We start from the raw sequence: 24,523 nt of genomic DNA, 5'->3' as shown, positions 1-24,523 counted from the left end.
GCTGGTGCCAGGCCGCTCCGGGTCTTGCTGGCTTACTCGGACTTGCTGTCCAGCTGCTCGCGCAGCAGGGCACCGAGCTTGGTCGTGCCACTGGAGGCATCCGACGCGGCGCGGTTGTACTCGGCCAGGGTGTCGGCCACTTCGGCCTCGTCCTTGGCGCGGATCGACAGCTGCAGCGTGCGGCCCTTGCGGTCCATGCCGGTGAACTTGGCCTCGATCGTCTCGCCCACCTTCAGGTGCTGGCTGGCGTCGTCGATGCGCTCATCGGAGATGTCGCGCGCGGCCACGTAGCCTTCCACGCCGTCGGCGATGTCGATGATGGCGCCCTTGGCGTCGACTTCGCGGACAGTGCCGGTGACCTTGGTGCCACGCGGGTGCGCCGCCATGAACTGGCCGAACGGATCCTGCTCGAGCTGCTTGACGCCCAGGCTGATGCGCTCGCGTTCCGGGTCCACCGCCAGCACCACGGCTTCCAGCGTGTCGCCCTTCTTGAGGTTGCGCGCCACGTCTTCGCCGCTGGTGTTCCAGCTCATGTCGGACAGGTGGATCAGGCCGTCGATGCCGCCGTCCAGGCCGATGAAGATGCCGAAGTCGGTGATCGACTTGATCTGGCCGTCGACCTTGTCGCCCTTCTTGTGGATGGCCGCGAAGGTCTCCCACGGGTTGGACGTGACCTGCTTGATGCCCAGCGAGATGCGGCGACGCTCTTCGTCGACGTCGAGCACCATGACCTCGAGTTCGTCACCCACCTGCACGACCTTCTGCGGGTTGACGTTCTTGTTGGTCCAGTCCATCTCGGACACGTGCACCAGGCCTTCGACGCCCGGCTCGATCTCGACGAACGCGCCGTAATCGGTGACGTTGGAGACCTTGCCGAACACGCGGGTGTTGGACGGGTAGCGGCGGGCGATGTTGTCCCACGGATCCTCGCCCAGCTGCTTCAGGCCCAGGCTGACGCGGTTGCGCTCGCGGTCGTACTTCAGCACGCGGACGTCGAGCTCGGCGCCCACTTCCACGACTTCGGACGGATGGCGCACGCGCTTCCAGGCCATGTCGGTGATGTGCAGCAGGCCGTCGATGCCACCCAGGTCCACGAACGCGCCGTAGTCGGTCAGGTTCTTGACGACACCCTTCAGCACGGCGCCCTCGACCAGCTTCTCCATCAGCTGCTCGCGCTCTTCCGAGTGCTCGCTCTCGACCACCGCACGGCGGGAGACGACCACGTTGTTGCGCTTGCGGTCGAGCTTGATGAGCTTGAACTCGAGCTCCTTGCCTTCCAGGTACACCGGGTCGCGTACCGGGCGCACGTCGACCAGCGAGCCCGGCAGGAACGCGCGGACGTCCTTGATGTCGACGGTGAAACCGCCCTTGACCTTGCCGCTGATGCGGCCGGTGATGGTCTCGTTCTTCTCGAGCGCTTCCTCGAGCTCGTCCCACACCATGGCGCGCTTGGCTTTCTCGCGCGACAGCACGGTCTCGCCGAAGCCGTTCTCGAGGGAGTCGAGCGCGACCTTGACGATGTCGCCCTCGGCGACGTCGATCTCGCCGGCGTCGTTACGGAACTGTTCGATCGGCACGATGCCTTCGGACTTGAGGCCGGCGTTGATCACCACCACGTCGGTCCGCACCTGGATCACGACGCCGGTGACGATGGAGCCCGGCTTCAGCTTGCCGAGGGCGGCCTCGCTCTGTTCAAACAGTTCAGCAAATGATTCGGTCATTGAAAAATTACCCGGTTGACGAAACAGACCGGCGCGCGATGCGCGGAACCCGGTCCACCCGTTGTCGGCTTGCGCGGGATTGCGCGTCGCCATGAGTGCTTAATGCACGGAAAATCCGCGCGGCAGGCGCCACGCGGGACCAACCTGCCTCGGAAGTTCAGCCCGCGCGCACCGGCACCAGGGCCAGGACGCGCTCGACGACCGTTTCGATGCCAAGGCCGGTGGTGTCGATGCGGACGGCGTCTTCGGCCGGCCGCAGCGGCGCCACCGCGCGATTGGCATCGCGGGCGTCGCGGGCGAGAATCTCTCGCAGCAGACCATCTAACGTAACAGAAACCCCCTTGTCCTTCAACTGCTTATAGCGCCTTTCCGCCCTCTCCTCTGCGCTTGCGGTGAGGAACACCTTGGTCGCCGCATCCGGAAAGATCACGGTGCCCATGTCACGACCGTCGGCAACCAGGCCCGGCGGCTTGCGGAACACCCGCTGGCGCTCCTTGAGGGCCGCGCGGACTTCGGGGATGGCTGCAATCGCCGAGGCCGCGGCTCCGGCGGTTTCCGTGCGCAGCTCGTCGGTGGCGTCGTGGCCGTTCACGAGCACGCGCAGCTCGCCGCGGTCGTCGTCGCGGAAGCCGATGTCGGTGTCGAATGCGCAGCGCACCAGCGCACCACCGTCGTCCAGATCGAGGTCGGCCCAGCCCGCGGCCACGCCGATGGCGCGGTACAGTGCGCCGGAATCCAGGTAGTGCCAGCCCAGCCTGCCCGCCACCGCGCGGCTGATCGTGCCCTTGCCGGAGCCCGAAGGTCCGTCGATCGTCAATACGGGTATGGCGTCCTGGGTCATGTCCGGCTCCGGGGGTGGGCGGCCATTCTAGACCGCCGCCGGCGGCAAACCGCGCGGGGGCTTGAGTCTGGACCAGAAAGCCCGGTAGAATTGTCGGCTTGATTGCCCCAACCCGTTTCGAGGTTTGTCATGAAGGTCCTGTCCTCACTCAAGTCGGCGAAGACCCGCCACCGCGACTGCAAGGTCGTTCGTCGTCGCGGCAAGATCTTCGTGATCTGCAAGTCCAACCCGCGCTTCAAGGCCCGCCAGCGCTGAGCCGCGCGGAGGGAGTCGCCGCGGACGCATGACATCGCGCCGTGGGCCAACTCCCGCTTCCGGAAGGCCGCAGAAATGCGGCCTTCCGCGTATCTGGTGCACGCATCCAGGCGTGACCGCGCGCCCGCTTCGCCCTGCTGCCACGCCGCGCCGGCGTGCGATCTGCTAAAAACGCTGCGGCTGCGTCGTGCAGCGCCCACGGGGAGATCCACCATGCGCCTGATCCTTGCGATGACCACCGCCGCCCTGCTGGCCTGCGCCGGCGCGGCGTCCGCCGACACCCTGCTTGTCGATCGCGCCCGGACGGAAACCGGCATTGCCATGCCGGCGAGAGGCATGAGCATGGCCGACGTGGAAGCGCGCTTCGGCGCGCCCAGCGAGCGCCTCGACCCGCGCGGCGGCCAGAAGCGGCAGTGGCCGACCATCAACCGTTGGGTCTATCCGGCGTTCACGGTCTACTTCGAGAAGACCCGCGTCGTCGATGCCGTGGCCAACCAGGCCACGCCGGGCGAGACCGGACCCAAGCCGCCCATCCGCTGAGCCCATGAACCAAGACAACCTGCGCTTCCCCGCGGAGTGGGAACCCCAGTCCGCGATCCTGCTGGCCTGGCCGCACGCCGGCACCGACTGGGCCGACCGCCTGGGCGACGTCGAGGACACCTATATCGCCCTGGTCGCCGCCATCACTCGCTTCCAGCGGGTGCTGGTGTGCGTGGCCGATGACGACGTCGAGGCCTATGCGCGCGCACGCCTGGCGTCGGCACGCATCGACATGGAGCGCGTGGCGTTCCTCGCCATTCCCTACAACGACACCTGGCTGCGCGACACCGGGCCGATCACGCTGGTTGGCGCGGGTGGCTTCCGGTTGCTCGACTTCCGCTTCACCGGATGGGGCGGCAAGTTCGAGGCGAGCGAGGATGACCGCTTGGTCGAGCGCCTCGCCGACTCGGGAATCTTCTTCAAGAATGATCGGCAACACATTGATTTTGCACTTGAAGGCGGCGCGATTGAAACCGATGGCGCCGGCACACTGCTGACCACCTGGCGCTGCCTGCACGAGCGCCACCCGGATGCCAGCCGCGACGACCTGTCCGCGCGCCTGGCGGCCTGGCTGAAGCAGGACCGCGTGCTCTGGCTCGACCACGGCTACCTCGAGGGCGACGACACCGACGCCCACATCGACACCCTCGCCCGCTTCGCACCCGGCAACGCCATCGTGTTCCAGGCCTGCGACGACCCCGGTGACCGCCACCATGCCGAGCTCGGCGCCATGGCCGATGAGATCGCGGCGCTGCGCACCGCCGACGGCGCGCCCTACACGCTGTACCCGCTGCCGTGGCCGCAGCCGGTCCTGGATGAAGGGCGACGGCTTGCGGCCAGCTATGCCAACTACCTCGTCATCGACGGTGCGGTCCTGATGCCCGCCTATGGCGACCCGGCCGACGACCGTGCCGCCACGGTGCTGGCCGCGGCGCACCCCGGCCGCGAAGTCGTGCAGGTGCCCTGCCGTGCGCTGATCTGGCAGAACGGCAGCCTGCACTGCATCAGCATGCAGCTGCCGCGCGGACTGGTGTAAGCGGGCGTTCGCGTTCCCGGCCCTACAATGGCGGGTCCGTCCGCCCACGGCAGCAGCAGAATGAAGAAGACCACCCTCCCCGTCGCCCTCGTGCAGGAGCGCAACCACGGCAACGCCGAGGCCAACCTCGCCGTCATCGAGCAGCGCGTGGCCGAGGCCGCCGCGCAGGGCGCGAAACTCGTGCTGCTGCAGGAACTGCACAACGGCGCCTACTTCTGCCAGCACGAGTGCGTCGACGAGTTCGACCTGGCCGAACCCATCCCCGGCCCGAGCACGGAGCGCCTTGGCGCGTTGGCCCGCCAGCACGGCGTGGTGCTGGTCAGCTCGCTGTTCGAGAAGCGCGCCGCCGGCCTGTACCACAACACCGCGGTGGTCTTCGACGCCGACGGCTCGACCGCCGGCAAGTACCGCAAGATGCACATCCCCGATGATCCGGGGTTCTACGAGAAGTTCTACTTCACACCGGGCGACCTCGGATTCGAGCCGATCGACACCGCCGTGGGCCGCCTTGGCGTGCTGGTGTGCTGGGACCAGTGGTATCCGGAAGCCGCCCGCCTGATGGCGCTGGCCGGCGCCGAACTGCTGCTCTATCCGACCGCGATCGGCTTCGACCCGAGCGACGACGCAGCGGAGAAGTCCCGCCAGCGCGATGCGTGGATCCTCAGCCATCGTGGCCATGCCGTGGCCAACGGCCTGCCGGTACTGTCGTGCAACCGCGTCGGCCACGAGCCATCGCCACTGGGCGCATCGGGCATCGACTTCTGGGGCAACAGCCACGTGCTCGGCCCGCAGGGCGAGTTCCTGGCCGAAGCCGGCAGCGATCCGACCATCCTCACCTGCGAAGTCGACCTGGGCCGCAGCGAGCACGTCCGCCGCATCTGGCCGTTCCTGCGTGACCGCCGCATAGATGCGTATGGCGACCTGCTCAGGCGCTACCGCGATTGAACGCTGATACGGACGTGCCGATGACTGCGCAGTCGATGGCCGATGCCGCCTTGGCGGGCCAACCGCACGCCATCGTGGAGCGCGACGGTGTGCGCTACACGTTGCTCGGCACCGCGCACGTGTCGCGCGCCAGCGTGGACGCGGTGCGCGCGGCCATCGCCAGCGGCCACTACGACGCGGTCGCCGTAGAACTCGACGAACAGCGCCTGCAGGCGATGACCGATCCCGACTCCCTGGGAAGGCTCGACCTGGTGAAGGTGCTGCGCGAAGGCAAGACGCCGCTGTTCGCCGCCAACCTGGCGCTCGCAAGCTACCAGCGCCGCCTGGCCGAGCAGATGGGCGTCGAGCCGGGCGCCGAGCTCAAGGCCGCGGCCGCCGACGCCCGTGCCCGCGGCCTGCCGCTGCAACTGATCGACCGCGACGTCGGCCTGACCTTCAGGCGCGCGATGCAGCGCCTCGGCTGGTGGGGGCGCGCCAAGGTCAGCGGCAGCCTGATGATGGGCCTGATCGCAAGCGACGCGGTCGGTGACGACGACATTGAGCGCCTCAAGCAGGGCGACGTGCTGGAAGCGAGCTTCAGCGAATTCGCCGGCGAGGTGCCGGAGCTTTACGAAGCCATCATCACCGAGCGTGACCGCTACATGGCCGCGCGCCTGCGCGAGCCGCCGGCGGGCGCCCACGAGGTGCTGGCCGTGGTTGGCGCCGGGCACCTGAAGGGCCTGGCGGCGCACCTGGCGGACGATCGTGAACCGCCGGACGAGGTACGCGCAGGCCTGGAGACCGTCAAGCCCAAGTCACGCGTGCCGTGGATGGAGATCAGCATCGCGGTGGTCGTGCTGGGCGGCTTTGCCTGGGGGTTCTGGCGCGGCGGCTTCGACGTCGGTGCCGACCTGATGCTGCAGTGGGTGCTGGTCACCGGAAGCCTGGGCGCGCTGGGCTGTGCGATCGCCGGCGGCCATCCGCTGAGCATCCTGGCCGCCTTCGTCGCGTCGCCGATCACGCCGCTGCACCCGGCGCTGGCATCGGGCACCGTCAGCGCGCTGGTCGAAGCCGCGCTGCGCAAGCCCACCTACGCCGACTTCATGGCCCTGCGCGACGACGTCGGCACGGTGCGTGGCTGGTGGCGCAACCGCGTGGCGCGCGTGCTGCTGAATTTCTTCCTGACCAGCATGGGCACCGCGATCGGCGTCTGGACCGGTGGCCTACGGATGCTCGGCAAGCTGTTCGGCTGATACCGCCCCGCGCCCGCCACGGGCGCGGCGCAGCAACCTCGCGGTGCCGTTGGCCAGGTCGTCGAGCATCGCGTAGATCGTTGGCAGGAACAGCAGGCTGACCACGGTCGAGAACGCCAGCCCGCCGGCCACGGCGCGCGCCATCGGCGAGTACGCCAGCCCGCCGAGCACCACGGTGTCGCTGAGCGAAATCGGCACCATCGCCAGGATCGCCGTGCCCATGGTCATCAGGATCGGGCGCAGGCGCTCGCGGCTGCCCTCGACCAGCGCGTCGGTGCGCGACATGCCGCGCCGGCGCAGGTTGTTGATGTGCTCCACCATCACGATGCCGTTGTTCACCACCACGCCCATCAGCACCAGGATGCCGATGAAGCCCATCACCGTGAACGACGTGCCGGTCAGCCAGAACAGCCAGAACACGCCGAGGATCGAGAACAGCACGCAGCTCATGATGGCCGCGGGGAACAGCAGCGACTCGAACACCGCCGCCATCACCACGTAGATCATCAGCAGCGCCAGCAGCAGGTTGAACATCATCTGCTGCATCGCCTTCTGGTCTTCCTCGAAGCCACTGCCCGAAAAACTGTGGCCATAGCCGGCCGGCAGCGAGAGCGAGTCGATCACGCTCTCCATGGCCTTGCGCGCCTGCTCCATCGTGGTCTCGCCTTCCAGGTTGGCCTGGATGCCGACCGCGGTCTGCCGGTCATGGCGCGCGATGCGGCTGTCGGTCGGCTGCACCTCCATGTCCACCATTGCCAGCAATGGCACCTGGCGCCCGTCGGCGCTGCGCACCATGAAGCCTGCGATGTCCGAAGGCTGGTACTGCTGCGCACCTTCGAAGCGCACCCACACCGGCACCTCGGAATCGCCGCGGCGGTACTCGCGCAGCTGGCTGCCGCGCAGCGCCATCGCCACGAACGACGACACCTGCTCGGCGCTGAAACCGAACGCGGCCGCGCGCTCGCGGTCCACGCGCACCGCCAGCTCCTCGCCGCGGTCGCCCTGGTCGACGCGCACGTCGCGCAGCTCGGGCCGAGCTTCGAGCATCGGCACCACGTCGTCGGCGATGTCGCGCAGCTGCGCGGCGCTGTCACCCACCAGCTGCACGCTGACGTTCTTGCCCAGCCCGCCGCCTCCACCGCCCTGCCCGCCGTTTCCGCGCACGCCGATCTCGGCGCGTGCCGAACGCGGCAGCGCCTTGCTGATCGCCTCGGCGAGCTCGCTGGTGTCCTTCACGTCGTCGTCGAAGGTCAGCATGGTGCCGGAATCGGTGTTTTCGCCGAACCAGGAATAGATCTGGATGATACGGAAGCGCTCGCGGTTCTCGTCGAGGAAGTCCTCCACGCGCCCGATCTCCTCCGACATCTGCGCGGTGGTGTAGCTGCCCTTCCACTGGTAATAGACGTTGAGTTCGCCCTGGTCCCCGCCGCCGAACATGTCGAAGGTGGTGCCCTTGATGGGCACCACGCTGGCCGCGATCACCAGCACGATGCCGGCCACGCTCCAGCCGCGATGCACCAGGGTCCAGCGCAGCAGGCGCGCGTAGCGCCCCTGCATGCGGCGGATCATGCCGCCCTTCTCCGCCAGCGCCGGCGGCGTGCGCATGCGCGCCGAGAGCATCGGGATCAGGCTCACGGCCACCAGCCACGACGCCAACAGCGACACCGAGATGGTGATCGCGATCTGCGCCATGAAGATGCTGATGTCGTTGGTTTCGCCCAGCAGGTTGGGCAGGAACACGATGCAGTGGCAGAGCGTGCCCGCCGACAGCGCGATGGCCACGTTGCGGGTGCCCACGATCGACGCGCGCCAGGTGTCACCCGGGTTGCGCTCGCGCTCCTGGTAGATGCTTTCCACCACCACCACCGCGTTGTCGACCAGCATGCCCACGGCCAGCAGCAGGCCCATCAGGCTCAGGATGTTGAGCGTGACGCCGAAGAAATGCATGAAGCCCAGCGTCATCACGAAGCAGATCGGGATCGCCAGGGTCACCATCAGCGTGGACGGCCAGTGGCGCAGGAAGAAGAACAGCACCAGGATCGACAGCAGCAGGCCGATTGCCCCGGCCTCGGCGAGCTCGAGCAGGGAGCTTGTCACCGACTCGCCCATGTCCTGCAGGACCTTGAATTCCACGCCTTCGAGTCCCGGCTCCGAGCCGGCGGCCCGCATCTCGGCCAACGCGTTGCGCGAGACCTCGACCAGGTTGGCATCGCGTTCCTTGTAGATCTCCAGGCCCACCGCGGCGCGTCCGTCCAGGCGACGGCGGAAATCCACGCGTTCCGGCTTGAGCTGCACCGTGGCCACATCACCGAGGCGCAGGCCGCTGGCATCGACGACCAGGTCGCGCAGCTCGGCCAGCTCGGTCACCTCGCCCTGCGGCTGCACGCGCAGGCGCACGCCGCCGTCCTCGATCATCCCGGCCGACACCGAGAAGTTCACCGTGCGCAGGCGCTCGGCGAGCGCATTGAGCGCGATGCCGTGCGCGTTGAGGCGGTCTGGGTCGATCGCGATCTCGACCTCGTTGGCCGGCGCGCCGTTGATCTCGACGCGCGCCACGCCCGGCACGCGTTCGATGCGGCGCTTGAGCTGGCGGTCGATCAGGTCGTACGACGATGACATGTCGACATCGCCGGCCAGTCGCACGCGCAGGATCGCCTGGTCGCCTGTGGACCACTTGAACACGAAGTAGCGCCGGAAGTCGTCGGGCAGCTCCTCGCGGATGGCGTCCAGCCGCTCGCGCGCCTCGGACGCCGTGATCGCGATGTCGCGGTCCCAGTCATTGAACTCCATGAACACGCCGGCGCCGTTGGCCGTGGCCTCGCCGCGCATGCGCTTGACGCCGGTCATCGTGGCCAGCGCCTCTTCGGCCGGCCGCAGCACGTTGCGCTCGACCTCTTCCGGCGTGGAACCCTCATACGGCAGCTGCACGAACAGGAACGGCGCCGACACGTCCGGCAGCGCCTCCAGCGGCAGACGGAACGACGCGATCAGGCCGACCACGAACAGCGACACGAACAGCATCACCGTGGTCACAGGGCGCCGCAGGCTGAACTCCGCGACGGTCATGCAGGCAGCCCGTCGTCGCTGGCATTGCCGCCGGACACGGCGCGCGCCCGGCGTCCGCGTTCCAGGTAATACGCGTCACCGCGGCGATCCAGGAGGTCGTAGACCACCGGGATCACCAGCAACGTCAGCAGCGTGGACACCAGCAACCCGCCGATCACCGTGATCGCCATCGGCGAGCGCACTTCCGCCCCTTCGCCGAACGCCAGCGCCAGCGGCATGAAGCCGAACAGCGTCGAGAGCGTGGTCATCACGATCGGACGCAGGCGCGAGCGTGCGCCTTCGACCAGGGCATCGCGCTTGGCCACGCCGGCCTCGCGCAGCTGGTTGACCTTGTCGATCAGGATGATCGCGTTCTTCACCACCAGGCCCACCATCAAGATCAAGCCGATGAACACCACCACCGAGACCGTGTTGCCGGTCAACAGCAGCGCCAGGATCGCGCCGACCATCGCCAGGGGGATGGTGAACAGGATCACGAACGGATGCAGCAGCGATTCGAACTGCGACGCCATCACCAGGTAGACCATGAAGATCGCCAGCGCGAACGCGAACAGCAGCGAGTTGAGCGAGTCGGCGAGCTCCTCGCCCTGGCCACCGACGTGCATGCCGATGCCGGCGCCGAGCGGGTTCTCGCTGACCAGGCGGCGGACGTCCTCGACCGCGGCTCCCAGGTCGATGTCGCGCAGGTTGGCCGACACCACCGCCACACGCACCTGGTCGGCGCGATGCACTTCGCTGGGGCCGGTGGTGGCGACCACATCGGCCACCGCAGACAGGCGCACCGGACGCGCGGATGCGGGATTGACGATCAGGTCGCGGATCGCCTGCACCGAGTCACGCTCGCCCTGGCGTGCACGCACCAGCACGTCGATCTTGCGGTCGCGGAAGTCGTAGCGCGTGGCGACCTCGCCGCGCACCGAGTTGACCACGGCATCCGCAACCTGGCGCGTGGTCAGCCCGAGCGCGCCGGCACGTTCCTGGTCGAACACGATGCGGATCTCCGGCGCGCCCTGCTCCACGGTCGACTTGACGTCGGCGTAGTGCGGGCTGTCACGGAGCAGTGCGGCAAGGCGCTGCCCCGCGGCCGCGAGTTCGTCGAGGTCCTGGCCGCGCAGCTCGATCTCCAGCGGACTGGAGAAGCTGAAAAGCGCCGGGCGGCTGAAATCGACCTGCGCACCGGGGTGCTCCTGCATCGTCGCGCGCAGGCCTTCGGTCAGCTCAGCCTCGAGGGCGCGGCTGCCGCCGTCCTCCATCACCACCGTCAGGCGGCCGATGTTCTCGCCGCTGTCGGTGGGGTTGGCATCCAGCCGCGTGCCGGTGCCGCTGACGCCGAACAGCACGGCGATGCCGTCATCGTCGGCGTGGGCCTGCTGCACCTGGCGGACCAACGCGTCGGTCTGGCGCAACGGCGTGCCGGGCGGCAGCCGCGCGGTCATCTCGAACCGGTCCTGGGCAAGCTGCGGGATCAGGTCGGTGCCCAGGGTGGGCACGATGGCCATGGTGGCCACGAACGCGGCAAGCGCCACGCCAAGCACCAGGCGCGGGCGAGCGAGCGCCGCAGGCAGCATGCGCAGGTAGCCGCCTTCGGCGCGCGCATACGGCGCCATCGCGACGCGACTGGCCGTGCGCATCGGCGGGCCGACGATCGCCGCCAGCAGACGCCCGGCGCGCACCAGTGCCCAGGCGATGCCGAAGAACAGGGCACGCAATGCCCAGCCGATACCACGTCCGGTCGCGGCGGCAGGTCGCTGCCAGCGCTTTTCCGGGCGCCACTGCGGGTGTGCTGCTTCCTCGGGGAACGCCAGTGGCGCGCGCGCCTTGAGCGCGCTCAGCATCGGGATCAGGGTCAAGGCCACCAGCAGCGAGATGCCGACAGCCAGCGCGATGGTCATCGCCTGGTCGCGGAACAGCTGCCCGGCGATGCCTTCCACGAACACCAGCGGCAGGAACACCGCGATGATGGTGAGCGTGGAGGCCACGACCGCCATGCCGACCTCGCGCGTGCCGACGATCGCGGCATCCAGCACGCCCAACCCCCGCTCGCGCGCCTTGGCGATGCTTTCCAGCACCACGATCGAGTCGTCCACCACCAGCCCCGTGGCCAGCGCCAGCCCGCCGAGCGACATCACGTTGAGGCTCAGGCCGAACTGGTCCATGAAGAAGAACGTGGTGATGATCGACACCGGCAGCGAAATGCCGACCACGAACGTGCTCCACGCGTTGCGCAGGAACAGGAAGATGATCAGGATCGCCAGCGCGCCGCCGATCAGTGCGTCGGTGCGCACGTCGGAGATCGCCGCGCGGATGAACTTCGCCTGGTCGTCCACCACCGCCAGCTCCACGCCCGACGGCAGCTGCTTGCGGATCTGCACCAGGCGCTGCTCCACGGCATCCGCCGTGGCCACGGTGTTGGCGTCGCCTTCCTTGTAGATCGCAAGCTCCACCGCCTCGCGACCGTCGAGGCGGATGATCGCCTCGCGCTCCTTGAAGCCCTGGCGGACCTCGGCGATATCGCCCAGCCGAACCGCGCGCCCATCGGCGACCGCACGGTTGGACGCCGACGCGGCGCTCTGCGCCGACATCGCCGCGGCCATCACCGAGGCGTCGCCGGATGCGGCCGCCAGGCGCGCCACTTCGTCGGCGCCGCCGCCGCCCGAACTACCGGTCTGCGTCGCCACCAGCATGCCGCGGATCTCGTCCACGCCCGCGAACTGGTTGACGGTGCGCACCAGGTAGCGCTGCGTGCCCTGCTCCAGCCGGCCGCCCGACAGGTTGATGTTCTCTTCCTTCAGGCGCTGCACCACGGCGTCGACCGACAGGCCGATCTGCGAGAGCTTCTGCAGGTCCAGCTCGACCTGGATCTCGTCCTCGAGGCCACCGCCCACCTTCACCGCTGCCGCACCGGGCACGGTTTCCAGTTTCTTCTTCAGGTCGTCGTCGGCGTAGCGGCGCAGCAGTGGCAGCTCGCGCATGACATCACCTTCGCCGCTGCTGCGCAGCGCGAGGCGCAGGATCGGCTCGGTCGCGGGATTGAAGCGCAGCAGCACCGGAGGCGTGACCTCGAGCGGCAGCTGCAGGGTCTCCATCTTGTCGCGGACTTCCAGGCTCGCCTGGTCCATGTCCGTGCCCCAGGCGAACTCGAGCACCACGTCGCTCTGGCCGGTGCGCGACACGGACTTCAGCCGGCGCAGACCCTTCACCACGCCGAGCGACTCTTCCACCGGCTCGCTGACCAGGGTTTCGATTTCCTGCGGCGCCGCACCCGTGTATTCGGTGCGCACGGTCAGCGTCGGATAGCTGATGTCGGGCAGCAGGTTGACCTTGAGGTTGCCGAGTGCGATCAGCCCGAACAGCAGCATGCTGACGGTCACCATCGCCACCGTCACCCGACGGCGCACCGAGAATCCAACCAGGCCGTCGGCACGCACGGTCCCGTCAACCCCGTCCGCGTGCTGCAGGTCGCGGCCCTCCCCGCCGCGGGTGCTCATCGTGTCTGCCCGTCGGCCTTGGCGCCGGCCTCGGTGGCCGCCGTGGCGACCACCGTGGGCGGATCACCAATGACCTGGACCGCGCTGCCATCACGCAGCGTCACCTTGCCCGCCGTGACCACGCGGTCACCGGCATCCAGGCCCTTGCGTACTTCCACGAAGGCGCCTTCGACATAGCCGGTTTCGATGGTGGTGCGGACGGCCTTTCCATCGCGCACCACGAACACCGCGGGGTCGCCCTCATCCTCGAGCAGCGCGGTGCGCGGGATGGCCAGCGCGTTGGCGCGGTTGTCGTAGTCGATGCCCATGCGCGCGAACATGCCGGGCTGCAGCGCACTGTCATCCGGATCAAAGGCGCAGACCACGCGGAACGTGCCGCTGCCCGCTTCGATCACCGGCGCGATGCGCGCCACCACGCCTTCGAACGTGCGGCCGGGCAGCGCATCGACCTGCATGCGAACCGGCAACCCGGCACGCAGCGTGGTCAGGTCGCGCTCGGGCACGTTGAGCGTGGCCTCGAGTCGCGAGTTGTCGACGATGCGCAGGATCGGGGTGTTGATCTGCACGAAGTTGCCGGTCTTGATGGATCGCGACGCAATGACGCCCGAAATCGGCGCGACCACGTTGGTGTACGACAGCTCGAGCTGCGCCAGGCGCCAGGCCGCGCGCGCGTTTTCGAGGTCGTAGCGCAGCTGGTCGTGATCGCCCACGCTCACCATCTGCTGGTCGACCAGCTGGCTGGCGCGACGGAAGTTGGCTTCGAGCTTGCGCATCTGCGCGTCGACCTGCGCCAGGTTGAGTCGTGCGCGGTCGGCATCGATGCGCACCAGCACCTGCCCGGCGCGCACCGCATCGCCTTCTTCCACCAGCACCTGCAGGGCGACACCCGAGGTCTTGGAGACCACCTGTGCTTCGGCGCGCGCTTCCAAAGTGGCACTCCCGCTGTAGCTCGCGGCGATCGCGCGCGGCGCCGCCGCAACGGCCTCGACCGGCACCGCTTCGGGCGCCTTTTCCGCGTCCTTCGCCGCGGCATCGGCGTCTCCGCGACAACCCTGCATGAGCAGGCTGGCGGACAACATGAGGACAGCGAGGCCGACGGTGCGGCGACGCGTGACAGCGGGACTCGGAAGCATGGATGGGCAGCCAGAATGGTGTGGTAGCAAGGTATAGCACCGGCCCCGGCGCGGATATCCGCCGAAGGTCATGGTGGCAAGCGGCAGGGCTGATCACGCGCGTGGCAACGAAGCGCCAACGCGTGGCGTTAACAGTCGCTGAGTCGGCGGCTATACTGCGCCGATTGCACGCGTCCGCAAGGCCGCTCGCGCCCAGCCATACCACCCAGCCTCAGGATGCGGACCCAGACATGATGCGACCGATGCCGATCGCCGCCTGCCTCGCCCTTGCCCTTGCCTCGTTTGCTCCCGCCGCCCTCGCGCAGCAGGCCGCCGCGGGCAACGCCGAGAGCGGGCGCATGCTTACCTATACGTGCGTGGGTTGCCACGGCATCGAGGGTTACAAGAACGCCTATCCGCACTACCACGTGCCGCGGATCGGCGGCCAGTCCAACGAATACCTGGTCAATGCGCTCACCGAGTACCGCAACGGCACGCGCAAGCACCCGACCATGCAGGTGCAGGCGCAGAGTTTCTCGGAACAGGACATCGCCGACATCGCCGCCTTCATTTCGGGACTGACGCCGTGAGCCGCCCCATGACGATCGCCAAAGCCGCAAGCCTCGCCCTGGTCCTGGTCGCGACCGTGGGCCTCGCCGCATGCGGCGACGGCACCACCGCCAGCGGTGTCGCGTCCGCCACCACAGTCAACGCGCTGCCGGTTGGCCGCATCGCTCAGGGCGAGCAGCTCGCCAACACCAAGGGCGCTGCCACCGGCCAGTCGTGCATCGACTGCCATGGCGCCGACGGCAACGTCCCGCTCGATCCCGCCTACCCGAAGCTCGGCGGCCAGTACCGCGACTACCTTGCACATGCGCTGCAGACCTATCGCAGCGGCGCGCGCGACCACGCGCTCATGTCCAGCCAGGCCCGCGGCCTGGACGACCAGCAGATCGCCGACCTCGCCGCGTATTTCGCCTCGCGTCCGGGCCAGCTCCGCGACCTGCACGGTGCGCACGCCGGCAAGTGACCCACACCGCCGCCGGGGCTCGTTCCCGGCAGCTGATGCATCCCGAAAGCCCGCCTGACGCGGGCTTTCTGGTTTGCCGGCATCGCGCCTGCAATGAGGCGTGTAAAGTCTTGACGCATCCACGCAGGCCGGTGCCGCAGACCTAAAGGGAGTGCGCCCATGGTGTTCCGCGTTTCGTTGATCCTGGTCTTCGTGCTGGCGCTGGTGGCCGGGCTGGCGCCGGAACCATTCGGGGCGATGACCGGCACGGCGCTGGCAACGGTGATCGAGCACGCCGGCTGGCTGTACCTGCTGATCGTGTTCCTCACCCTGGTGTTCATGGCCTACCTTGCCTTCGGACCGCTCGCCGCGCTCCGCATCGGTGGCCGTGACGCCGAGCCGCAATTCTCCCGGCCGACCTGGCTGGCGCTGCTGTTCGCCGCCGGCATGGGCATCGGTCTGGTGTTCTGGGGCGCGGCAGAGCCCGTCTCGCACCTGGTCAATCCGCCGGAAGGCCTGCCAGCGGACACGCCACAGGCCGCGCGTGCGGCGATGCGCTACACCTTCTTCCACTGGGGCCTGCACCCCTGGGCCATCTATGCCCTGATGGGACTGGCCATCGCCTGGTTCCAGTACAACCGCGGCGGTCGCGGACTGGTGAGCGACCTGCTGCAGCCGCTCATCGGCGACCGCCACCTGGGCTGGATGGGCGCGACGGTCAACATCGTCGCGGTCGTGGCGACCGCCATCGGCGTGGCCACCACGCTCGGCTTCGGCACCATGCAGATCAGCGCCGGCATGGGGCGCGTGTTCGGCCTGCCCAGCGGGCTCGGCATGCAGCTGTCGGTGATCGCCGTGTGCTTCGTGCTGTACATGGCGTCGAGCGCCAGCGGCGTGGACCGCGGCATCAAGTGGCTGTCGAACTTCAACCTCGTCCTTGCCGGCCTGCTTCTGCTGGCGGTGGCGTTGCTGGGGCCCACCGGCTTCATCTTCGAAACTTTCACCACCTCGTTGGGCAGCTATCTCGACCACCTGCTTGAGATGAGCCTCACGATGACTCCGTTCTCCGGCAGCAGCTGGGTGGCCGACTGGACGATCTTCTACTGGGCGTGGTGGATTTCGTGGTCGCCGTTCGTAGGCGCGTTCATCGCGCGCGTGTCGTATGGGCGCAGCGTGCGCGAGTTCGTGCTGGGTGTGATCGCGGTGCCCAGCCTGCTCGGCTTCGCGTGGTTCGCCACGTTTGGCGGCACCGCGCTGTGGGCGCAGATCTTCGGCGGCGCTGACATGGCCGGCGCGCTCGCAGTGGGGTACGAAACGGTGCTGTTCGGCATGTACGACATGCTGCCGCTGTCCGGGCTGCTGTCGGGCCTGACCATCCTGTTGCTTGTGATTTTTTTCGTGACCTCGGCTGATTCCGCGGTGCTGGTGCTCGGCTCGATGTCGAGCGAGTCCGCCGGGGATCCGACACTGGCACGCAAGTTCGCCTGGGGCATCGCCATCGCGGTGGTCGCTGCGGCCATGCTGGTCGCCGGCGGCCTCGAGGCCCTGCAGGCGCTGATCACCGTGGCGGCGCTGCCCTTCGCGCTACTCATGATCGCGGTCATGGTGGGTCTGAACCGCGTGCTGCGCCTCGAAGCGCTGCGCGAAAAGGCCGAGGCGCGACGCGCGCGGCGCGTGCTCGAGGACTGGGTCGCGCGCGAACAGGAGCAGCAGGCGCAGGCGATCGCCGACAAGGCGAACGGTGACGGCGGAGTGCCGGCCGCACCGCATCCACCAGGCCGCTGACCACGCGGCAGAACGACGCGCTCAGGGCGCGCTGCCGGGCTCCGGCCCGAGGCTGTCCTGGTCTTCCTGGAGTTCGCGCTTGAAGGGTACGTCTGGTGGCTTGCGCGCGCCCGCTTCGACATCCTGCATGTTGGGGTCGACGATGTCGCAGGCGCCGCCGAGCGCCAGCATTACCGTCACGCAGCGGATCGACTTGGAGCTCCCGGGAATCGGGATCCGCACCTCGGTGACGCTCTTGCGCACCCATTCGGCAAGCAGGCTTTCATGCGGCACCCAGTAGCGGTCCAGCGAGGTCGGCTCGTAGCCGATCGGCGGACGCTTGAGCCAGGTGCCATTGCGGTCGATCTTCTCGAAATCTTCGGTGATCGTGCCCGGCGGCAGGCCACCACCCACGCGCCCATCACCGGGAAGGCGCGCGCTGCCGTCGGCGTTGAACAGGCCCCGGCTTCCGGCCTGGCCACCGGCGACGTTGCGCGTGGAATCGCCCCGGTCGTTGCCGCGGCGCGACGATGGCAGGGCACCGGGTTTTGCGTCCGCGGCTGAACCTGCACCTGCGGCAGTCCCGCTGGCGCGCGCACCGCTGCCGGCGGCGTCCGGGCGCCCGCCTGCGGGTGCAGGCGACGCAGCCGTGGACGTGCCCGCCCCGGCCTGTGCGCTGCTGCCTGGCGCATTCGCGGACGTCGCTGTGGCCGCGGTCGCCGGTGATGCATCGCTGGCCGCTCGCTGCGTCGGCATCGGCACGCCCCGGTCGCGCACTGCGGGCGCCTGCGCGGCTGGCTGCCGGGTGGTGATCGTTGGAACCTCGCGCGCGGGCTGCGTGGAGATCCTGGCGGTATCCGGGGCCACTTCGATTTCGCGCTCGACCACCGCCACCCCGCGCGGCGAAGGCCTGGGCACCGCCACCTCGATCGGGCGCGTGCGCACCTCGGCCAGCACCGGGGTCACCGGCGCGGCCGCCACTTCGATCTCGCGGGTCCGGGCCACCACATCCCTCGGCGCGACAGGCGGAGCGTCGATGTCGATCGGCCGCGGCGGCGGCACGGTGAAGCGGGTATCGGGCACTGCCACCTCGGTGACCTGCAGCGGTGACGGTACCGGCTCGACCGCAGCTACCGGAGGCGCCTCGTCCAGCGCCTCGCCGCGCTCCGGCAGTGGTGCAGGCGGTGGCGCGGGCTGCGGCTCGCGGGCTGCCGCCGCGGATGGCGCAGCGGATGCCGATGCAGCAGGCGACGGTTCATCGTCACTGGTCGCCTGCGCGGCGCCGCCTCCGGCATCTTCTGGGGTGCCGGTGCCGATGAATTCCACCTGGATCACCTGCTCGCCTTCGCGCGCCGCTTCCGGCGCCGCGAACACGAAGAAGCGCGCATGCATCAACCACACCAGCGCGAGTGCGAACAGCAGATGCAGGAGGATGCTCAGCGTCATCGCCGCAACGCGCGTGCCGCGCTCGTCGCGGCTGGCCGGCTGCCAACCCTGGCGCCACAGTGTGGCGTAGGCGCGCCAGGGGCCCAGTACTTCGAGCACCTGCGCGGACGGCTGCGGCTCGCGTGCCATCAGGAGCGCGGCGATATCGCCGGCAGCCGCGCCTGCCACGCCGCGGCTGCGCGCCTGCGTTGCGATGAACCAGTCGCGCCAACCAGGTGGGAACTCGCCGACCGGAGGCAGTGGACGAAGGGAACGCCGGGTGCGCCGGCGCAGGGCTTCGATCAGTTCGGCGGAAGAGAACATCCGTCGCGGTCGAAGCGCGGGCGCGCGATCAGGCCGAAGCGCGCGGGATGTAGGGCGCGGCGCCGGTGTCGTGGTCGGTGGCGTCGCGCACGGCGGTCACCCCCGGCACGCGCTCCATCAGCGTTTTCTCGATGCCCTGCTTGAGAGTGACGTCGGCCATGCCGCAGCCGTGGCAGCCACCGCCGAAGCGCAGCAGCACCACGCCGTCGGCACGCACTTCCTCCACGTCGACATGGCCGCGGTGCTGGGCGAGCTGCGGATTGACCACGTGCTCCACCGTCCAGCGCACGCGTTCGACCAGCGAGGCGTCGGCATCGGGCTCCTGGCCCTTGATCTTGGGCGCGCGGATCTGCAGCTGCCCGCCCGTGGCCAGCGTGGCGTAATCGATCTCGGCGCCGTCGAGGAACGGCACGCTGGGCGCGTCCAGCCACAGGGTGAAGCCCTGGCAGTCGATCGCCCACTCGTCGCCCTGAAGTTCATCGGGCGCGGCGAACTCGAGCCTGACGTCGGCCTCGGGGGTGCCGGCACGCATCGCAGCCAGGCGTACGCCCATGCCGGACACGGCCTCACGCTCGATCAGCTTGCGGAAATGGGTCTGCGCGGATTCGGAGATCTGGATCATGGGCGTATTCTAGCCGCCCTGCCCGTCGTTGCCGTATACGCGTCGGGCGCGCGCACCGCGCCACACCTTTCGTTCAGCGCAGCCGGGGCATCCGGCCACAGGAGACACCATGTCCGACCTCATCCCGCTCGCCCAGGCCCACTGCATTCCGCGCAAGGGCAGCGAACACAAGCTCCACGAAGGCCGCGTCCACGAACTCATGCCCGAAGTCGCCGGCTGGTCGCTGGCGGAGAACGGCCAGGCGCTGACCCGAACCTTCCGCTTCCCCGACTACTACCGGACCATGTCGTTCGTGAACGCGCTGGCGCACATGGCCAACCGCGAGGACCACCACCCCGATCTCGGCGTGCACTACGACCGCTGCGTGGTGCGCTATTCCACCCACGACGTCGGCGGGCTGAGCGAGAACGACTTCATCTGCGCCGCGCGCGCGGACGCGATCGCCGGCTGAGGGTGCGTTGGCGGCGTGTAGCGCCGTGAGCTCCCGCCGGCGGCTAGCGCAGGCGGTCCAGCACCTCGCCCAGCTCGGGATCGAGCGGCGCGCTCAGCACGTACGGCGCCTTGCCGTCGTCGAGCGCGAACTCCAGCGACGCGGCGTGCAGGAACATGCGCCGCAGGCCGACCTGGTCGCGCAGGCGGCGGTTGACCTCGTGCTCGCCGTACTTGTCGTCACCGGCCACCGGGTGGCCGATATGCCGCGCATGGGCGCGGATCTGGTGGGTGCGGCCGGTCTCGATGCGCACTTCGCAATAGGAATGCCCACCCAGGCGTTCCAGCACCCGGAAGTGGCTGAGCGACGCCTTGCCCGCCGGGTTGACCTGGACATGGCGCTCGCCGCCCTGGCGCAGCCCGACGTGCAGCGGGGCATCCACGCTCATCACGCCGTCGGGCATGCGCCCGGTGAGCAGCGCCAGGTAGCGCTTGCGCAGTCCGGCGCCACCGTCCTCGCGCATCAGCGCCTGCAGCCCGGTCAGCGCGGAGCGCTTCTTCGCCACCACCATGAGGCCCGACGTGTCGCGGTCGAGGCGGTGCACCAGCTCCAGCGGCTCGCCCGGACGCAGGGCGCGCAGGGTCTCGATGACACCGAAACTGATGCCGCTGCCGCCGTGGCTGGCGATACCGGCCGGCTTGCTGATGGCGAGCAGGCGGGCGTCCTCGAACACGATGCTGGCCGCCATGGCATCCAGCAGGCTGCGTCCGGGCACGCCCTTTTCGCCGGCCTCCTCCAGCCTCACGGGGGGAATCCGCACCTCGTCGCCGGCCTCCAGCCGCCGGTCGGCCTTGACCCGCCCCCCGTTCACACGCACCTGGCCGCTGCGCACGATCTTGTAGACCAGCGAACGCGGCGCGCCCTTCAGCTGCCCGAGCAGGAAGTTGTCCAGGCGCTGTCCGTCGCGGTCGTCGGGGATCCGCACCGTGCGGACGCCGCCCGTGGCGGGTGGATCGGGGTGGCGCTCGGTCATTCGCTGGATCCTGTATGCATGCGGTGCCGGATGCCTGCTGCAACCGGCCTGGAGTCTTTTTCTGATACACTCACGCCGCGAGATAAGGTGCTGATTTCGCAGGAAGTTCACCGGCCAAAAGCCGGCCTTCCGCGGATCCCGTACAGCGCGCGGCCACTGCCCACGGGGCAGCCATGTTAGCGGCTGGACAGCAGTTCCTGTGATCGCCCGGTGCCACGGCACCGGCGCTGAACATGTCCCGAGCGGCGCGGACGCCCCTGCCTTGATGGCATCGGCATCCGCTGCCGCCGGCCCAAACTAAAATTCAAGAGTACAAGCGCTCCCGCGGCCCGCCGTGGTGTGCAGCGCTGGAAGCAACCGAGGTCGCCTTGGCGCTCACGCGCCGGCGGCAGGCCACATCCAGGCGAAACGCCCCGGCGTTCCGCGTGCGAGAGCGCGCGAGGAACGCACCATGAAACGCATGCTGATCAACGCGACGCAGGCAGAAGAGCTGCGCGTCGCCATCGTCGACGGCCAGAACCTGTACGACATCGACATCGAGCAACCGTCGAAGGAACACAAGAAGTCCAACATCTACAAGGGTCGCATCACCCGCATCGAGCCCTCGCTTGAAGCCGCCTTCATCGAATACGGCGCCGAGCGCCACGGCTTCCTGCCGCTGAAGGAAATCTCCCGCGACTACTTCGCCTCCGGCGTCGACCACAACAAGGCCGGCATCAAGGAGCTCCTGCGCGAAGGCCAGGAAGTCGTTGTCCAGGTGGACAAGGACGAGCGCGGCAACAAGGGCGCGGCGCTGACCACGTTCATCTCGCTGGCCGGCCGCTACATGGTGCTGATGCCGAACTCGCCCACCGCCGGTGGCGTGTCGCGCCGCATTGAGGGCGAGGACCGCGCGGAGCTGAAGAAGGCGATGGACGCCCTGCAGATCCCCGACGACATGGGCGTGATCATCCGCACCGCCGGCGTCGGCCGTGACGCCGAAGAGTTGCAGTGGGACCTCGACTACCTGCTGAGCGTCTGGCGCGCCGTGGCCGAAGCCGCGTTGAGCAAGCCCGCGCCGTTCCTGATCTACCAGGAATCGCGGCTGATCATCCGCGCGCTTCGCGACTACATGCGCGCCGACATCGGCGAGATCCTGGTCGACACCCCGGAGATGTTCGAGGAGGCCAAGGAGTTCGTCGAGCAGGTGATGCCGCACAACCTGCGCAAGCTCCGCTACTACACCGACGATGTCCCGCTCTTCAACCGGTTCCAGATCGAGTCGCAGATCGAGAACGCCTACGAGCGCACCATCCGCCTGCCCTCCGGCGGCGCGCTGGTGATCGACCAGACCGAAGCCCTGACCGCGGTCGACGTGAACTCCGCGCGCGCCACCAAGGGCGGCGACATCGAGGAGACCGCGTTCCACACCAACCTCGAGGCGGCTGATGAAGTCGCCCGCCAGCTGCGCCTGCGTGACCTCGGCGGCCTGGTGGTGATCGACTTCATCGACATGTCGTCGAGCAAGCACCAGCGCGACGTCGAGAACCGCCTCCAGAACGCGCTCAAGTACGACCGCGCGCGCGTGCAGATCGGGCGCATCTCGCGCTTCGGCCTGCTGGAGATGTCGCGCCAGCGCCTGCGTCCGAGCCTGGGCGAGTCCAGCCAGATCGTGTGCCCGCGTTGCGAGGGCCACGGCCGCATGCGCAGCATCGAATCGCTGGCGCTGTCGATCGTCCGCGTGGCCGAAGAACACGCCATGAAGGACAACACCGGACAGGTGCTGGTGCAGGCCCCGGTCGACATCGCCAACTACCTGCTCAACGAGAAGCGCAGCGCGCTGGCCGAGATCGAACAGCGCCACGAGTCGCCGATCGTGATCGTCGCCGACGAGCAGCTGCAGACCCCGCATTACGAGGTCACCCGCCTGCGCGCCAACGAGCTCGACGAAGACTCGGCCAAGCCGAGCTACCGCCGCGGCACGCCGCGCAAGGTCGCGACCATCGCGCTCACCAAGGCCAACCTCAACGTGCCGGCTCCGGCCGCCATTACCCACGTGCAGCATGCGCAGCCCGCGCCGGTGCGCGAGCCGCGTCCGGCGCCGGAAGCGCAGCCGGCGGTTGCGCCGGTGGCCGCGCCGGTAGCCGCGCCCGCGACGGGCGGCCTGATGGGCTGGCTGAAGTCGCTGATGGGCGGCGCGTCCGCCGCTGCGCAGCCGCAGGCCCGTGACGCTGGCCAGCAGGACGGACGCCGCAATGACCGCGGCGAGCGCGGTCCGCGCCAGGAGCGCGACGCGCGCGGCGGCAAGAACGCTGGTGCCCGTGACGGACGCGATGGTCGCCGCGACGGCCGTCGTGGCGAGCAGCAGTCGGGCCGCAACAGGCAGCAGGACAAGCCCCAGCAGCAGTCGCAGCCGCAGGCGGCGAAGCAGCCAGCGGGTGGTCAACAACAGCAGCAGGCCAAGCAGCCGCGGCCACCGCGGCCGCCACGCGCGGAAGGCGAGCGCGGGCAGCAGCAGGGCCGACAGCGTCGCGACCAGGCGAGTGGCGATGCACCGAAGGCCGTTGAAAGCCAGATGCCCGTGGTCGAGGACGCAACGCTGACGGCGGCCACCGGCGTGATCGCGGCTGCCGCCGCGACGCACGCTCCGGCCGCTTCGGCCGCTGCGGAAGCGCCGCGCGCTGCCTCGCAGCCCCGCCCGCTCCCGCCGGTGCCACAGGCTGCTGATGACGCCGGGGACGGCGACGACGAAGAGAGTCAGCGCGGCACGACCGATGCCACGGCGGATGACGACGGCTCCGACGGCCATGGCGAAGGCCCGCGTCGCCGCCGCGGTCGCCGCGGTGGCCGACGCCGCCGTCGCGGCAGTGGCGAAGGCGCCGCTGTCGAAGGCCAGGACGATGGCGTATCAGCCGAGGACGCGGGCGACGTTGCCCTCGCCGACAGCTCGCAGCCGGAATTCGACTTCGAGGACGATGAGGCCGCACCCGCCAAGCCGGCGCGCAGGCGCAGGCCGGCGTCCCCGGCGTCGGCCGCCGCCGCCGCGGTGACCGGCGTCGAAGCAGACACGGACATGGACGAGGCACCGGAAGTGGCTGACCCGCGCGACACCATGGTCGCAACGCCCGGGTCGGGCGCGACCGGAAGCGAAGCACCGGCAGCCGTTGCGGCGTCGACGCCGCACGCGTTCGAACCCGCGATCGAACCCGCTGTCGAGCCTGCCGCACCTGTCGCTCAGGACGCGCCGCAGGTGCCCGTGGACGTTGTCGACGCCCCGGTTGTCGCAGTGGAGCCCGATGTCGTGGTCGTCGCCGATCCGGTCATCGCGCCTGACGTGGTCATCGTGCCTGGCGTGATCGTCCAGCCCGACGCGGTCGCAGCACCTGGCGTGGTGGCAGCACCCGCCGCTGTCGTGCAGCCGGACGTGGCGGCCGAAGCGGCCCCGACCTCACTCGGCGCACAGCCGCGTGGCCTGTTCGACGCGGTGGAGCCGGCGCAGCCCGCCACCAGCGTCGAAGCCGATCACGGCAATACGGCCGGCGATCATGCCGATGCGAGCGAAGCTGCCGCCGTGGCCGCTGCTGACCTGGAAGTGGATGCCGGCACCGGCAGCGACGCCAACACGCATGCCGACGACCACGGCACCTCATCGGAGGACGACGACCAGGCGCCACGCGGCGCCTGATCGCCAACCGCCCCGC

Annotated in this window: 17 protein-coding genes and 1 pseudogene; 10 read left to right on the top strand and 8 right to left on the bottom strand. The window is 69.2% G+C overall.

Features of this window, described 5'->3' with window-relative positions; all coding sequences use genetic code 11:
- Positions 1–32: 32 nt before the first annotated feature.
- Positions 33–1,721, bottom strand: a complete 1,689-nt coding sequence (gene rpsA, locus JGR64_RS06585) for a 30S ribosomal protein S1 (RefSeq protein ID WP_199372596.1) — start codon at positions 1,719–1,721, stop codon at positions 33–35.
- A 157-nt stretch (positions 1,722–1,878) separates the two neighbouring features.
- Positions 1,879–2,562 (bottom strand): (d)CMP kinase, encoded by a 684-nt coding sequence (gene cmk / locus JGR64_RS06580; protein WP_199372595.1) that lies wholly within the window; start codon positions 2,560–2,562, stop codon positions 1,879–1,881.
- 129 nt (positions 2,563–2,691) lie between these two features.
- On the opposite strand from cmk, the gene ykgO reads away from it, so the two are divergent.
- The 5 genes from ykgO (at position 2,692) to JGR64_RS06555 (ending at position 6,570) form a co-directional block, all read left to right on the top strand.
- Positions 2,692–2,817, top strand: a complete 126-nt coding sequence (ykgO, locus tag JGR64_RS06575; protein ID WP_057628212.1) for a type B 50S ribosomal protein L36 — start codon at positions 2,692–2,694, stop codon at positions 2,815–2,817.
- A 213-nt stretch (positions 2,818–3,030) separates the two neighbouring features.
- Positions 3,031–3,357 (top strand): hypothetical protein, encoded by a 327-nt coding sequence (locus JGR64_RS06570; RefSeq protein ID WP_199372594.1) that lies wholly within the window; start codon positions 3,031–3,033, stop codon positions 3,355–3,357.
- Positions 3,358–3,361: 4 nt separating this feature from the next.
- Positions 3,362–4,393: an agmatine deiminase family protein gene (locus JGR64_RS06565; protein ID WP_199372593.1), complete on the top strand. Its 1,032-nt coding sequence runs from the start codon at positions 3,362–3,364 to the stop codon at positions 4,391–4,393.
- Positions 4,394–4,453: 60 nt separating this feature from the next.
- The gene (locus JGR64_RS06560) at positions 4,454–5,338 is read left to right on the top strand and encodes a carbon-nitrogen hydrolase (protein WP_199372592.1); all 885 of its coding nucleotides are present in this window, start codon (positions 4,454–4,456) and stop codon (positions 5,336–5,338) included.
- A gap of 20 nt (positions 5,339–5,358) precedes the next feature.
- Entirely contained in the window at positions 5,359–6,570 is a 1,212-nt protein-coding gene (locus tag JGR64_RS06555; RefSeq protein ID WP_199373211.1) for a TraB/GumN family protein, read from the top strand.
- On the opposite strand, the gene JGR64_RS06550 is transcribed toward JGR64_RS06555, so the two are convergent.
- From JGR64_RS06550 to JGR64_RS06540, 3 genes and pseudogenes are all read right to left on the bottom strand, one after another.
- Positions 6,541–9,636, bottom strand: a complete 3,096-nt coding sequence (locus JGR64_RS06550; protein ID WP_199372591.1) for an efflux RND transporter permease subunit — start codon at positions 9,634–9,636, stop codon at positions 6,541–6,543. The genes JGR64_RS06555 and JGR64_RS06550 overlap by 30 nt on opposite strands.
- Positions 9,633–13,052 (bottom strand): annotated as a pseudogene (locus JGR64_RS06545) (efflux RND transporter permease subunit); the annotation flags it as partial. The pseudogene JGR64_RS06545 and the gene JGR64_RS06550, both read right to left, overlap by 4 nt.
- Positions 13,053–13,120: 68 nt before the next feature.
- Complete coding sequence (locus JGR64_RS06540; RefSeq protein ID WP_199372589.1) at positions 13,121–14,257, bottom strand: efflux RND transporter periplasmic adaptor subunit; 1,137 nt, start codon at positions 14,255–14,257, stop codon at positions 13,121–13,123.
- A 233-nt stretch (positions 14,258–14,490) separates the two neighbouring features.
- On the opposite strand from JGR64_RS06540, the gene JGR64_RS06535 reads away from it, so the two are divergent.
- From JGR64_RS06535 to JGR64_RS06525, 3 genes are all read left to right on the top strand, one after another.
- Complete coding sequence (locus tag JGR64_RS06535; RefSeq protein ID WP_199373210.1) at positions 14,491–14,826, top strand: cytochrome c; 336 nt, start codon at positions 14,491–14,493, stop codon at positions 14,824–14,826.
- An 8-nt stretch (positions 14,827–14,834) separates the two neighbouring features.
- Positions 14,835–15,266 (top strand): c-type cytochrome, encoded by a 432-nt coding sequence (locus tag JGR64_RS06530; RefSeq protein ID WP_199372588.1) that lies wholly within the window; start codon positions 14,835–14,837, stop codon positions 15,264–15,266.
- A gap of 159 nt (positions 15,267–15,425) precedes the next feature.
- Positions 15,426–17,030 (top strand): BCCT family transporter, encoded by a 1,605-nt coding sequence (locus tag JGR64_RS06525; protein WP_199372587.1) that lies wholly within the window; start codon positions 15,426–15,428, stop codon positions 17,028–17,030.
- 21 nt (positions 17,031–17,051) lie between these two features.
- Here the strand turns inward: JGR64_RS06525 and JGR64_RS06520 are convergent, their stop codons facing one another.
- Positions 17,052–18,758 (bottom strand): hypothetical protein, encoded by a 1,707-nt coding sequence (locus JGR64_RS06520; RefSeq protein ID WP_199372586.1) that lies wholly within the window; start codon positions 18,756–18,758, stop codon positions 17,052–17,054.
- A 28-nt stretch (positions 18,759–18,786) separates the two neighbouring features.
- A complete protein-coding gene (locus JGR64_RS06515) occupies positions 18,787–19,380 on the bottom strand; it encodes an NfuA family Fe-S biogenesis protein (RefSeq protein ID WP_199372585.1) in 594 nt (197 codons plus the stop codon).
- Between the two features lie 109 nt (positions 19,381–19,489).
- On the opposite strand from JGR64_RS06515, the gene JGR64_RS06510 reads away from it, so the two are divergent.
- Positions 19,490–19,831 carry a 4a-hydroxytetrahydrobiopterin dehydratase gene (locus JGR64_RS06510; RefSeq protein WP_199372584.1) on the top strand — a complete coding sequence of 114 codons (342 nt, stop codon included), beginning with the start codon at positions 19,490–19,492 and terminating at the stop codon, positions 19,829–19,831.
- 43 nt (positions 19,832–19,874) lie between these two features.
- Here the strand turns inward: JGR64_RS06510 and JGR64_RS06505 are convergent, their stop codons facing one another.
- Positions 19,875–20,843 (bottom strand): RluA family pseudouridine synthase, encoded by a 969-nt coding sequence (locus tag JGR64_RS06505; protein WP_199372583.1) that lies wholly within the window; start codon positions 20,841–20,843, stop codon positions 19,875–19,877.
- A 451-nt stretch (positions 20,844–21,294) separates the two neighbouring features.
- On the opposite strand from JGR64_RS06505, the gene JGR64_RS06500 reads away from it, so the two are divergent.
- Positions 21,295–24,507, top strand: a complete 3,213-nt coding sequence (locus JGR64_RS06500; RefSeq protein ID WP_199372582.1) for an Rne/Rng family ribonuclease — start codon at positions 21,295–21,297, stop codon at positions 24,505–24,507.
- Positions 24,508–24,523: the final 16 nt, after the last annotated feature.

The sequence above is a fragment of the Luteimonas sp. MC1572 genome, assembly GCF_016615815.1.
In the GTDB taxonomy this organism is placed as follows: domain Bacteria; phylum Pseudomonadota; class Gammaproteobacteria; order Xanthomonadales; family Xanthomonadaceae; genus Luteimonas.
Note: the sequence above shows the minus strand (reverse complement) of the source record. Positions and strands in the feature narration are given on the sequence as shown.